9 protein-coding genes and 1 tRNA gene are annotated in these 13920 nt (G+C 34.3%); 4 read left to right on the top strand and 6 right to left on the bottom strand.

Features of this window, described 5'->3' with window-relative positions; all coding sequences use genetic code 11:
- Nucleotides 1-105 precede the first annotated feature (105 nt).
- Nucleotides 106-6018 carry an alpha-2-macroglobulin family protein gene (locus ACM6F9_RS07170; protein WP_414845062.1) on the bottom strand — a complete coding sequence of 1971 codons (5913 nt, stop codon included), beginning with the start codon at nt 6016-6018 and terminating at the stop codon, nt 106-108.
- Nucleotides 6019-6036: 18 nt separating this feature from the next.
- Here ACM6F9_RS07170 and ACM6F9_RS07165 point away from each other — a divergent pair, with 18 nt between their 5' ends.
- The 3 genes from ACM6F9_RS07165 (at nt 6037) to ACM6F9_RS07155 (ending at nt 8293) form a co-directional block, all read left to right on the top strand.
- Nucleotides 6037-6792, top strand: coding sequence for a hypothetical protein (locus ACM6F9_RS07165; protein WP_414845061.1), 756 nt, complete (start codon nt 6037-6039; stop codon nt 6790-6792).
- Between the two features lie 3 nt (nt 6793-6795).
- The gene (gene recF, locus ACM6F9_RS07160) at nt 6796-7875 is read left to right on the top strand and encodes a DNA replication/repair protein RecF (protein ID WP_414845060.1); all 1080 of its coding nucleotides are present in this window, start codon (nt 6796-6798) and stop codon (nt 7873-7875) included.
- A gap of 124 nt (nt 7876-7999) precedes the next feature.
- The gene (locus ACM6F9_RS07155) at nt 8000-8293 is read left to right on the top strand and encodes a hypothetical protein (protein WP_414845059.1); all 294 of its coding nucleotides are present in this window, start codon (nt 8000-8002) and stop codon (nt 8291-8293) included.
- A 324-nt stretch (nt 8294-8617) separates the two neighbouring features.
- On the opposite strand, the gene ACM6F9_RS07150 is transcribed toward ACM6F9_RS07155, so the two are convergent.
- From ACM6F9_RS07150 to ACM6F9_RS07140, 3 genes are read right to left on the bottom strand one after another with little or no spacing between them, the layout of a single operon-like run.
- On the bottom strand, nt 8618-10648 hold the full coding sequence (locus ACM6F9_RS07150) for a recombinase (RefSeq protein WP_414845058.1): 2031 nt from the start codon (nt 10646-10648) through the stop codon (nt 8618-8620).
- A 13-nt stretch (nt 10649-10661) separates the two neighbouring features.
- Nucleotides 10662-11306: a monofunctional biosynthetic peptidoglycan transglycosylase gene (gene mtgA, locus ACM6F9_RS07145; protein WP_414845057.1), complete on the bottom strand. Its 645-nt coding sequence runs from the start codon at nt 11304-11306 to the stop codon at nt 10662-10664.
- Nucleotides 11307-11349: 43 nt separating this feature from the next.
- The gene (locus tag ACM6F9_RS07140; protein ID WP_414845056.1) at nt 11350-12396 is read right to left on the bottom strand and encodes an ABC transporter substrate-binding protein; all 1047 of its coding nucleotides are present in this window, start codon (nt 12394-12396) and stop codon (nt 11350-11352) included.
- A 60-nt stretch (nt 12397-12456) separates the two neighbouring features.
- On the opposite strand from ACM6F9_RS07140, the gene ACM6F9_RS07135 reads away from it, so the two are divergent.
- Nucleotides 12457-12533: transfer RNA gene (locus ACM6F9_RS07135), tRNA-Arg, on the top strand.
- A gap of 396 nt (nt 12534-12929) precedes the next feature.
- On the opposite strand, the gene ACM6F9_RS07130 is transcribed toward ACM6F9_RS07135, so the two are convergent.
- Together ACM6F9_RS07130 and ACM6F9_RS07125 are read right to left on the bottom strand one after the other, a co-directional pair.
- A complete protein-coding gene (locus ACM6F9_RS07130) occupies nt 12930-13409 on the bottom strand; it encodes a hypothetical protein (protein ID WP_414845055.1) in 480 nt (159 codons plus the stop codon).
- 14 nt (nt 13410-13423) lie between these two features.
- Entirely contained in the window at nt 13424-13825 is a 402-nt protein-coding gene (locus ACM6F9_RS07125) for a hypothetical protein (RefSeq protein ID WP_414845054.1), read from the bottom strand.
- Nucleotides 13826-13920 lie beyond the last annotated feature (95 nt).

Genomic DNA, 13920 nt, shown 5'->3' with positions numbered 1-13920 from the left:
AATTCCAAAAACCATTCCAAAATTAAACAATTGTTTGATTTTTTGATTTTATTTAAAAACTTAAATAAAAAACCGCAGTAAAAATTACTACGGTTTTCTTATAAGTTACTCTGAAATAGTCACGTTACTTCCCTTTGTATGAGCATTCATCTGCGGTGCGTAATAGTTCTGCATTGTTGTAATTCCGTTGGAGAATTTACCTGATGCGTTGGCTACCACATCGTATTCAAAGACATATTTTCCTTTTGGCATGTACTGAATATAAAAGTTGGTAGAGGCATCTTTGGTTGACTGATAATATCCCAGATTATTTTTCCATTGATATCCTGAAAGTGTATCTACCGGCTCAAATCCTGCTGCACGCATATCTTTAATGTGAATGAATTCCATAGCCCTGTCCGTATTCAGAATCATTCTTACAGTTACTTTATCTCCTACTTTCAATGGTGTTTCGGTTGAGATTTTCTGAAGTTCTTCTCCGTTCACCGTTTTTACTTTTTTATAAAGTTCTTTCGTTACAGAAATATAATTTTCAGAAGATTTGATTTTATCCAGATCTTCATAATATTGCCAGAATAATCCTCCCTGAACAATTCCGGGACCTGGTTTGGTAACGGTTACTGTTGCTAAGTTTTTATCTATAGCTTCTGGTTTCACTGTTGATTTCACATAGCCTGTAGCTTGTGTCTGAGGAGCTAATTCTTTTCCGCCCCAAACAATGGTGGCTTTATCACTTTCTGTTCCAGTCCATGATTTTCCAGAATTTAGAATGGTAAAGATCACTTCCGCAGTTCCTCTTGAGCTTCCCCATGAGTTCACTTCTTTTTGAGTTACCAGCCAGATTTTCATGTCTTCAATAAAGTTTTGATCGTTAGATGCTAACTTATTGAAAGCTTCCAATGCTCCTGCATGGTTTACTACTTTTGAGCCGAACCATCCCCAATCGTTCAGGTTTTGCTTCCAATAGACTCCTTGTGTTTTAGTATCTGTGGAGGTTTCCTTAAGGTATGTCATTAATTTCGCAGAAACCTCTTTCAAACCATAATCATTCATTAATAATGCTGCACGGTGAAGTCCGAAGAATGTAAAATCGGTTATTTTAGCTGTTTTGGCTTTCTGTTTTACCAATGCTTTCAGGGTAGCTCCTTTTCCTTTCAATGGATATTGCTGCTCCCAATAGTTTCTGGTATCCAGATAATCTATAGACCAGTTGTTCCATACATTATCTTTTTTCACATCATAATATTTGGCAACCTCATTGTCTACATACTGAATCAATTTAGCTACAAGTACTTTTTGATCGGCACTTTGATAGTCTTTCACATTATCTTTTAACCAAGAATTGATTTTTCCTAAGTTTTTAAGAATATACAATGATGTTCCGTAAGAACTTGGGTAACCTGGATACCATGAGAATCCACCGTCAGGATTCTGCAGTTTTTTGAAATCATCCCAATCCTGATTGATAGAATTTTTCATCGTATTGACATCAAACAATAATGCCAGTTTCTGCATCTGCTCACCCTCATTTTTACTTTCCAATACCCAAGGAGTTTCTTCCAGTAACAATTGCTTCAATTCCTGATTTTTTTCAAGGTTTGAATTTAATAATCCTTTGTTCTGATATTCCTCGAAAATAGTTTTCATTTTTGGATTGGCTTTGAATACTTCCGAAGCCAGTACGTCTGCAAACCATTTGTTAAAGATCACATCCGCAGAGTTATTCTGATCGTTTTTCAGACTTGGAAGGGCAAACATAATCTCCCAGATCGGATTCGTAGTCAATTCTAATGTATTCGAAACATTAGAAGCTGTTGTGGATGTATTGTTTTTAAAATTATCCAATACAAATGTTTTGGTTTCACCTTCTTTTACAAAAACCGGAACGGCATCAGTCACCAGCATTCTGTTAGGTAATACAGCAACAGCTTGCTGCTCACCATCGGAATAAGCTCCTGCTTTAGCAACCACTTTAAAAATAATGGAAGAAACATTCTCCGGAACTTTCAATTTCCATGTCAATGCGTTACTTCCATTTTCATTCAGACTGAAGTCTTGTACACCTGAAGTGATTCCGAATTTCGAAGAAATATTTTCATTGGTAAAGGCATCCAGAATCTGTAATTCGGCAGAACCGTTTAGTTTTTTATCGGTAAGGTTTGACAGTTTCGACTGTAGATTCAGTTCGTCTCCTTCTCTCAGGAACCTCGGATAGTTTGGCGTTACTGAGAATTCTTTCTGAGTTACCACTTCTTTTTCCAACGTAGAAGCTCTTGCATCCTGAGTATGCGCAAGGAACATTAATTTCCATTTTGTCAATGCTTCCGGAGAAGTGAACTCGAAGCTTACATTGCCTTCTGCATCCGTTTTCAAATTAGGATAGAAGAATGCGGTTTCATTCAGATTTTTACGCACAGCTACTTTGTCCAGGTCTTTTGGGATATCCTCCTGATCTAAAACTCCATCTGCATCGGTAACATTTGCAACTTTAGCAGCACTCATCATCACTTCTTCTGCTACAGCTTTTCGTTTGATTCCTCTTGCCTGTCCAGCAATTGGTGATGGAGGTGGTGCATAAGCGGGAGCTTTAACTCCTTCCTGATAACTAACTCCTGTAACTGTTTCTCTTGAAATAGAATAATACAAAAGGTCACCATCAAACCAGTTAAACTGCGGAACAGTAACATATTTGTCTTCGAAATACCCTAGTCTCTTCTGATAGTTTTTCTGCTGCAGATAATTTCTGATTCCATAAGAAGTAACAATTACAAATGGGGTGTACAGTTTTCTCCAACTGTACGTGTTTGCAGCAAACTGATCCAAAGACATGTCATACATATTGGCCAATACTTCCGCATTGATCTTTTCCTTATCATTTCCAGTTACTTTTACCGTCCATTTTTCTTTAACGTTAGGCTCAAGCTTATCTCTGAAGGTTACGGTTTCAATTTTTAAAGCCTTTTCGGTGTCTTTTATTTTCAAAGAAACAGACTGTGTATTCACATCATTGAATGCTACCAGCTGAAACTGAAGGTTCAGATCTGATACACTTTTATCTTTAGGAATTTCAGCACTATATTCTAATATTCCTTTTTTCATCTGATGAACTTCTGAAATGGTTTTTCCAGATCCGTCCTGAACAAAAACATTGATTAAAGCATCGGGAACTGCTGAGTAAACATAAACTTTTGCCTTTTCTCCTCTTGACAATTCTTCTTTCGGAGCGATTACTGTAAGGAATGTTTTTTGGGTTGATTTTAAAACTGTCTTATCCCAAACACTGAAATACTGAGAAGTTTTGATCGTATCTTTTCCTTCAATATTAAAAAGTTCAAGTTCATAATCTCCTGTTTCCAGTTTTCCTAAATCAAGATTGGTTGAAAGCTGAGCATTGTCAGTAGATGGCTGCTGTTGTCTTTCAATCAGTACTTTTTCCGTTTTCCAATTTTTGATTTCATCATTTTTATCAAAAAGATCATGTGGGAATTTGCCGATAAATTCTTCTTTTGAATATTTCGGCAAATTCTGAACATCAGATTTGAAATTATCTCTGAAAATCCTGTCCGGAGCCGTTAGCTTTGACAATTTAACCTGATATGGCTTTTTAAGGTTCTGATCATTGTAATTCTTGGTTTCTACCTTCAGTTTTACATTTTCATCTGTAAAAATATTGCTGATATTTTCCGCATGAATGTAGTGAGAAACTGACGCTACTTTTAACTGGGTATTGGCAGTCTGCGTTTCTCCATTGATATCTGTAACTGAGGCATTGATCGCATAATTGTCAATCTGTATTCCTTCCAGTTTTTCATCTTTTTTAAGCTCCAAATGAATGATAAATTCTCCCTTTTCATTGGTTTTTGCTTCCCCCAAAATAGAGTTTTCATTATCATCGTTCTGCGGATACCAGCTGAAATATCTCCATCTGATATTTTGTTTTTTGATTTCATAGTTCACAGTCGTATTGCCTAACGGAACACCGGAAAACATAACAGCTTTACCTTTTAAATCAATTGTTTGTCCATATTTATATTCATCTTTTACCGGATCAAAAGTGACTTCAAATTTTGGTCTTTTGTATTCTTCTACTCTGAAGTTTTTATATCCCTGGCTTTCACCATCTATTCTCAGATAAAAGTTTCCGTTTAATTTTCCTTTCGGAAGAATGAAACTTCCATGATAAGAGCCAAATTCATTGGTGGTAAATTCCTGTGAAGAAACCTCTTCGCTATTGGTATTCAACAACGTAATTTTTTGTTTTAATCCTGAAAGCACAGCTTCAACTTCCTTATTCATTCTGGTGTTGATCACCTTGAAATAAACAGTCTGTCCGGGACGGTAGATCCCTCTGTCTATGAAAATTTGAGCCGTTGAGCGAGTTTGTTTATTAGGATTATAGTCATCAGCATACCCTCTATTTCCATAGACCTGCATTACCTGAAAATCATTGGTTTTAGGCTGCTGGATAAGGAACGTTCTGTAATAGTCTTTATTTTCAGAAGAAGGAAATTTAAATACTCCGTTTGCATTGGTTGTTCCTTCAATTTTAGTTAATGTTTTATTAGAAACAAATTCATAAAATCGAAGCCCCTCATTGGCTAAAGGTTTCCCATTTTCACTGTTCACCAATTTCAATTCATCAGAAAGAGGTTTTCTGTCTGTTTTCGATTGGTAGATGATTCTGTTTCCTGAAACCAAAAAGTAGAAGTTTTGTCTGGAATCTGTATCTTTCATATCCGCTCCTGCAACGGTAAATTCTGCAACATACACTCCGGAAGGAAGCGGCTTCACCTCCAATGAAGTTTTATGATTCTGATAATCCTTAGGATCCGGAAGCTGGAATATTTCTTTCCTTACCAAGTTCTTTTTTAATTTCCCGAAAGTATTGGAGTAAGAATCCTGAGCATATTGAAGTAATGAGGTAAAATCATCTTTTACTTCATAAATATTCAATGTAAATTCTGATACATTCTGATATTCTGCCACAAAGTGAATCGGCAGATTATTCTGAGTCTGAGATTCGTATTTTAAGTTCAGATATGGATTGATGATCTGAGCTTCTTTGCTTTTGAGATTTTCAAGGAAAAGAGATTTTGGATATTCACTTTTTGCCTGCGAAGCTACTGCAAGAGCTTCTTTAGGCTTCTTCTGATTAATAAGTTCATCCATGATATCTCCCATGATCATTACTTTATAATCTCCCTGCACATCAGATTTCAGCAGATTCTGAAGCTGTTGAAGCTTATCTTTACAATGATTGAAATTACAGTTTTCTGTAATCTTCTCTTTCATGAAATACAGTTTTGCATTCCCGCTGTTCTGTGCAATCAGTTCATCATAAATTGTATTGATTGTTGTACGGTTTGCCGTCAGTTCATTCTTGGTAAAAATATTATTTTCGGATAAAAATGCTATTTTCTTCACAGCATACCAATCTGATAATGTTGGGAAATAAGCAATATCTCCCGTTTCAGAAAAGATATTTTTATATTTTTCCAAAGAGATCTTTTTCATCTCAGCTCTCTCCTGATCAAGATCCTGATAACTTTTCGTTAAATAATTTTTAAAATCAAGCTTACTCCAGGTTTCAATCTGTGAAACATCCTGAGAGTTGATATTGGTTCTTCCGTTTATTTTCCATGAATTCTGGTTATAATAATCCATGAAGAAACCATTCAGTAAGACTTTGTATACCAGCTTTCCTTCACCGCTTACTTTTCCTTCCGCATCTTTAAGCTTTTTGAAAAATTGGGAAGCGGAATCGTTCTGATCATCATCCACAGTTTGGTTTACAATACTGAATTCCGCTTTCAGAGAACGGATCAGCTCGAAGGCATTATTTTCTTTCATGGCTTGTTTTTGTATGTCTAAAATAATGGGAAGATTAGATTTATAAGCTCCTTTTGTACTGTTTTCAGCCACTTTTTTCCATTGGGTATCATAATATTTCTGTGCGGATACCGTTGAAAAGCTCAGCATTACAAGCAAAAGCAGAAAAATCTTGGAAAATCTTTTCATATATATTAATTTTGATAAATGAACATTTTAAAAATACTGAAAAAAACCGTCATAGACAGCCAACTTTATGTCTCTCTTATGGGAACTCTTTTTGCAGTATTTTTCATGAAAGAGCAAAACACATTCCGTTTCCCTACTTTTGCACTTATTTTCATTACTTATTTCAGTGGTTATCTGTATACTAAATATCAATATACCAGGCATTTTTTCAAAATAGTGATCATCAATGCCATTGCGGGAATCGCCTGTGCTTTTTTAATCATTCATAATCATAATGAAATAAGACTTCTGAAATGGTTTATTATCGTAGTATTGGGATTGCTTTACAATAGCTTTTTCCTTGATGTTTATATCCGAAAAATCCCTTTACTGAAAGTTTTTTATGTAGGATTGGTATGGGCGCTGGTCAATTGTTGGCTTACCCTGCCAGAATTCAGTATACCCATTTTTCTGATTAGTTTTTTCTTTATTACTGCACTTGTTCTTCCCTTTGATATTCGGGATATGAATAATGATACCGTAAAAACTTTTCCAATGCTAATAGGGGTTCAGAATACAAAATATATTGCGTATGCTCTTGTTTTCATCAGCAATATGATTGGGATCTTTTATCTTGATTTATCTTACGCCATTTCTTTTTTTATGGCCAGCATTGTAACTTATATTTTTATCTATTTCTCTGATAATAAAAGAGATGACGCTTATTATTCATTTGGGGTAGAAACTTGTTCCGCACTTCCTTTTTTATTTTTACTAATAATGGAGTATTTTTGACGAATGATTATCAAAAAGCTTTCCGTCTATAATTTCAAAAATCACTCTGAGAAAAAATTTGAATTTTCCCCGCAGATCAACTGTTTTGTGGGCAATAACGGTGTGGGAAAGACCAATATTCTGGATGCTTTGCATTATTTATCAGTAGGAAAAAGCTTTTTAGGAAATACTGACTTCAACAATATTAAACAGGAAGAAGACTTCTTTACCATTGATGCTGAAATCCAGAATGAAGACAGCGAGGATATCATCAGGATCACCCAGCCCAGGGAATCTAAAAAGGTGATCAAGAAAAATGACAAAAGCTATGACAGGCTTGCAGATCATATCGGATATCTACCAAGTGTTATGATTTCGCCCTATGATTCTAATCTTATTTCAGATTCCGGGGAGAGCAGACGTAAATTTCTGGATGCGATGATCTCCCAAACGGATTCGGAATATCTTTTTGATCTTATCCAATATCAGAAAACGATTCAGCAGCGAAATGCATTATTGAAATATTTTGCCAAAAACAGAACATGGGACAAAGATTCTTTGGAAATTTATGATGACCCGATCACCAGATTTGGGACTAAAATTTTTAAGAAAAGAAAAGAGTTTGTAGAGCAGCTCAACCCTATTGTTCAGAATTTCTATCAGATTATTTCCGGTGGAAAAGAAACTGTATCTGTAATTTATGAATCTCATTTGCTGGAAGATTCTTTTGAAAACCTTTTAAAAGAAAGTCTTGAAAGAGACCGTATGCTGACCTACACTTCAAAAGGAATTCATAAGGATGATCTTCTTTTTGAAATGGATCATGTTTTAATCAAAAAAATCGGATCACAGGGACAGCAAAAATCTTTCCTGATTTCTTTAAAACTGGCTCAGATGAGTCTCGTAAAAGAACTCACAAAAAAGACACCTATCCTATTGCTTGACGATATTTTTGATAAGCTTGATGACACCAGAGTTTCGCAATTGATTGAACTTGTTAATAAAGAAAGCTTTGGACAGATTTTCATCACGGATACTCATAGAGAGCGTACTGAAAATGTCGTGAAGAAAATTAATGAGGAAAGTATCATTTTTGAGGTTTAGTTTAAAAAAAATATTTAAACCTATTTCTCTATATTATAGTATTTTTTATCTTAACTTATCATTCTAAACTCCATCCTAAATCTCGAAACGCAAAACCCGAATCACGCAATCCCGAAACCCGACTATGAAGAAGAAAAAACGTGAATATCAATCCTCTGAACTGGTAAAATCTTTTGCCAGAATTTATGGCTTTGAGCATAAACTTGTAGCTTTTGACATTAAAGATTTCCTTGAGGATTATCTTGATGAAAGCCTTTTTAAGGAAATAAGAAGTGTCAATATAGAAAATGAGTGCATCGTGATCAAAATTGATTCTCCTTTGCTGAAACATGATTTTAAAATGCGTAAAAGCTTTTATCTCAAAAAGTTCCAGGATAAATTTGGAATTGAGAAATTTAGGGATCTTCAGATTTTATAGGAATATAGGGATTAAATCCATATAAAATAATTCACCAAGGTTGAAATTATTTTGAATTAATCATATCTAATATGTTTCTTTAGTACTCATTAATAGCTCATTTTTACTATGAAAAAGATACTTAAATCAAAGAAATTATCAAGAGAAACCGTTAAAGGTAACTCAAGGTGCGGGATAAATGGTTTGCTGTGCTGTAAGCTGTGGAGATCTTAGTCAATGTGTTTTTGGGGAGCAGCTTCCTGCAGAATGCCAGGAACTTCCATACTGTCATTAAAAGTTATAACTATAGAAAAATGCTACCCAAGGGTAGCATTTTTTATATTATTAATGTTCATCTGATTTATTAGAAATGGTACTGCTCATCAAATCATCTGCCTGTTTATCCAATCTGGAACGCAATGGCAGAAAGAATTTCAGGGGATGCTTTGTAAAATACCTGAAAATTTCTTTATAGATTTCACTTACCTGTCCGAAATTCATTTTTCTTGACCTGAATGCCAGGAACATAGACAAACTGAAACTTACTAAAAAGTTGAAAAATCCGATCAAAAATACCGTTACAAAAGACATCCAGAATGTATAGGAATCTACAGAGAAATCTTTTCCATATAATCCTAATGCAAAATTTCCTGCTGCGAAAGTGATGTGTCTGATGTCCAGATCCAGCCCGAAAAACATTCCTACCGGAGCCGTTGCTCCAAGGAAAACCCCAAACCAGAAATTGGAAATGATTCCCGGCCAATTTTTAGCATAATATTTTGAAAGTCCTTTTGCAAATTTTTTCCCAAAAAAGCTTCTGATGGAAAGGTTTTTGGCAATTCTCTCAGGGATCTGATAAAACACGGAATTATTCCCGATATTTCCTGAAATAATTCCTGAAATAAAAAGATAGAATCCGGCAATACTAGCATGCAGAATTGCTTTTGATTTAAAAGGATCAAGATCTTTTAATAATTTATCAGAACGCTCTACTGCAAGGTTTTGAGAGAAAAAAACATCCAGCCCGTAAATGATGGCAAGTGCCACCGGAAAGGCAAGCAATACATTTCCTACAAAGGCAATAAACTGACTTCTGAACAGTTTGGAAACCAAATGAGCAAATTCTGTATTATTTCTTTGTGCATTTCCTTCTTCGGATAATACTTTAGTCATGGTAGCAGCAGTCATTGCCGGCTGTTTTGTAGCCAGAGTAAAGCCCATCAGATAGATCATCACAAATCCCATTGCGTAGTTCATAGAATATAAAAATGCATGGGAAAAATCACTCCCGGGAATATATCCGTAGAGCATTTTCAGAGCACAAAGAGCTCCTACAATAATTCCACCACCACTCGCCTTGTAGAACATCGTCATATATTCCTTCCGGGTAGAAGTAATATAATGAGCTCCGGCTTCTGCAGTATGATTGGTAATGAGGTGTGAAATTAATCTCGTACTGTCATTAATCAGGTCTGAGATATTATTCTTGTGAGATTTATAGTTCAGAATATTAAAGATCAGCTGTTTAGATTTTATCTGAACATCTTCATCGGTATCAATAACCAATAACTGAACAATTTCATATATTCTTTCAGTCTGCTGTCGGATTTTTAGCAGAGACTGATTAATTTTTCCAGAGATCCCATATTTGGCGGAATTTTTAAAAGCAATATTCACAAACTCCTGACATTGTTCTGCATAAATCTTAATCTGCTTATATCTGCTGTCTTTGGAGTGCAGCTGAAGTTCAGGGTCCTTTACAAGATCTTCTGCTAATGTTTCCAACTCATTCTGAAGGGCAAGAAACGGATTATCCAGATTTCTGTACTGTGGTGCCATTCTTACCACTTCCACTTCCATAGCCATCCCTGTAACCCTCCAGGAAAGAATATTCATGGAGAAAATGAGTTCTTTTTTCACATTAGGCTTCACAATAAAATCTGAAGCTTCCAATATATTTAAAAACTCATCAATCTCATTCTCCGGAAGATTGTGAAGATATTTCAGATCTTTTTTGGGTCTGAGGCTGACATTGTCAATCATATACCACACCGTCTTTTCATTTTCAACGGGTGGTAAAACCTTGTTCAGTATTCTTTTTTTAAGTTCCGGAAAGAAAGCATTTTCTGAAAGAATATTGGCTTCCGTCAGAGAAAGATTGAAAGGCCGTCCTCTAAAAATATTATGAATGTAATATTTAAAATTTTCAGCAAAATTAGGATTGCTTCTGAAGAAATTAAGCACATCTGTGAAGTCTGCTTCTTTGATCGTCTCTAAAAACTCTGCAAAAGGTTCTAAAGAAAGGGTTTCATTCTTAAAAGAAAAGTATTTTTTAAGAACTGACTCAAAGTTTGTGCTGGAATTAAAGAATTTCATTAGTACAAAGATACTATTTCAAACTCACATTCCTCATCTGTCTCATGATCCAATTGTGTTTCTTTCTTAAATATGGGGATGGATTTTTAGGATCATATTTCTTCGGATTAGGCAGTACAGCGGCAATCCATGCTGCATCTGAAGCACTTAGATCTTTGGATGATTTTCCAAAATAATATTGTGCAGCAGCTTCCACTCCAAATACTCCCTGCCCCATTTCAATGGAGTTCAGGTATCTTTCAAGGATAATATCTTTAGTCCATACTTTTTCGATGATAAAAGTATAGATTGCTTCCAGCCCTTTTCTCACCCAGCTTCTGCCCTGCCAAAGAAATACATTCTTTGCGGTCTGCTGGGAAATGGTACTTCCACCTCTTATTTTTTTGCCTTTCTCATTGTTTTTCATCGCTTTTTCGATGGCTGTATAATCAAAGCCGTCATGATCAAAGAATTTCTGATCTTCAGAAGCTATTACTGCTTTTTTCACATTGCTTCCCATCTCGTCATAGGAAATATAATCCCTGTGCAGTTTTCCATATTCAAAAAGCCCTCCTATCTGAGTAAGTGTGATTGGCGGATTAAAGAATCTGCCCCAGATAATAAAGACTACATTCAAAACAAGAATGATGAAGATAAGCTGTTTAATTTTTTTCCACATAATTTGATAACAAGGAAAGGCAAAAATAAGCAAATACTACGATTTACTGCAATTCTTTCATATAAGTAAGCTGATATTCCGGTAAAAGTTCAGGATGAAAGATCTTGATATAGTCTTTAAGGATCAAATCTGCTCTCACAACGCCACTTTCGAAGAAATCATTTGCTTTTAAATTTTCTTTTCCAGCTATGGTATAGATCTTCCCTTTATTGAATACATCCAGTTTTCCATAGAAAGGGTTCATTCCCAGCATTTCTTTTTTTGAAGTATGACTTCCTGCATTCACCCAGTACTGTACCCCTCCAGCTTTGGCATATACTTCTTCAAAACTCATTGTCAACGCTTTTTCGTCTTTATTATCTTTCATGATATAATTCGCATTGGCATCAGAAATATAGTGGGCAACAGAAGTATTTCCTCCTGGCAGGTACCAAACATCACCATACATTTCGTTGGCAAGAACAACTGGTTTTTCTTTAGCTGTGGAAGCAAGCTTCTTCAAATCATTATAGTTTTTCTCAACTTCCTGATATTTTACGTCAGCTTCTTTCTCTTTTCCTAATAATTCTCCGAAAAGCTTAATATAAGCTGTTTTTTCCAAAGGCTTCTGCTCCATATATTCATCCAGAAATACCACCTGAATTCCATTGTTTTTCAACAGTTCATAGGTATTATCAAAACTTGCAATATGATTGGTAAAAATAGCATCGGGCTTCATCGAAATGATCTTTTCCACATCATATTTCTGTTCACTTCCTACGTTTTGAATTTTTCCTTCTTTAATCAGATTCTGGATTTTTCCGGAATAAATATACTCCGGACTTGAAACACCGATGATCAAATTTTCTGCTCCAAGCTCTGAAATATATCCGGCCATACTTGCATTAAGCAGGATGATTTTCTTAAATGGAGTTTGATTTTGCTTAAAATTATACGTGAAATTTCCCGATTTTAGGTTTAGAACTCCGTCATGTTCCTTAAATTGGGTACGGGCAGAGATATTAGTCCAATCTGAGGACGAAATTTTTGATTCTCTTTTACAAGCTGTTAGCGCGAAAACCGTAAATAAAAGTAAAATTCTTTGTTTCATCTTTCAAAGAACGGAAAAAAGTGCTATATTTGCAAACCCTTAAACAACAAGGTAACACAAGGCCTCGTGGCGCAACTGAATAGCGCATCTGATTACGGCTCAGAAGGTTACAGGTTTGAATCCTGTCGAGGTCACCAAAAGCCCAATAGCGCCAACTGAATACAGTTGGCGCTATTTTATTTACTTTGAATAATTATTTTTTATTAATTAGCATTGTTAACTGTTTACTCACCTTTTCTATATTTTCAAAAATTATATAAAAGGGATAACCATAGAAATTATTCATATTAATATTTGTGATTTTACCTTCGTAAACTATTTTCCAACAATTACCGCAAAAATAACACTCATAATTAATCTCTGATATACATATTATTCTTATTTCCATATTGCATGATTAATTTTTAGACCTGTTTTTTGTTCTATGTAGTTTACAAATTGCTTTCTGATTTGATCATTCCATTTATGTCCAGAATTTTCATCTGTAATTCATCATTAGTTAGCCATCACAATCTCAATTCGTGAGAAAATCTCTAAAATATGTACAAAACTTTGCTTGTAAAATGATTTCCACAATTTTGGCACCAAAGAGTTTTATTTTCCTCATTAATCATTTTTAATTTCTTATCTCTTAATCCAAAATTATTAGGGTATATTAACACCGGGTCAACAGATAAGACTCCTTTATATACCTTTCCACAGCTAAAACATGTCAAGTTATTTAAAAAATAAGTTTTAACAGATCTTTCAAAATCTGCATCATGAATTACATTATTTTTTACTTTTAAATCTATACTAGTAATATCAGTAGTATCTATCCAAAATAGATAATCCAGCATAAAGATTCCCTTCTTATAATACTCTGTAAAAACCGGTCGACATACTTTCAATAATTCATAAGAAGAAACATATTTTTTTGCGTCATTAGAAACAAGTATATTATCATTTATTTGGTAATCAAAATTATCCCAGTAAATAAATTCTGTATTTTCTGCTTTAATTAATTTAGTCATATAATGTGGGATAATTAAGATAATTCTACAATATCAATTAAATATGGAAAAATATATTTATTTGTTTCCTTATCAAAATAAACATTAATAGGAGGAAGCTCTATATTATGACTTTCAAAAAACCATTTCCTGAACATATAATACATACCCTCTGGCTGATAATCACAAATATTATATTCTAATTTTTTTATAGAAAAACAGACCGGAAATTCTTTGATCAATTGTATTATACTTTGAATTCCTTTTTTTAAATACTCTAACGAACTATTATCCAATAAAGGACTTTTCAACTTAATAAAGACAGAGGGGCTTACTTCATACAAATTCTCATCATTTTGATTATGATTTATAATTTCCCTTATCTCATAAAATATAGCTATTCCCCAACTTGACTTTAATATTACAAATTCATTCATTACTTTTTTGTTAAATAGACTTATATCTATATTATTAAGTTGAATTGCATTTTCTACTGAACTAGTGAGTTTCTGAAAATATAGAATTTTTATTT

The sequence above is a fragment of the Chryseobacterium sp. IT-36CA2 genome (assembly GCF_949767875.1).
Taxonomy (GTDB): domain Bacteria; phylum Bacteroidota; class Bacteroidia; order Flavobacteriales; family Weeksellaceae; genus Chryseobacterium.
This window is presented reverse-complemented; position numbering and strand designations above follow the sequence as displayed.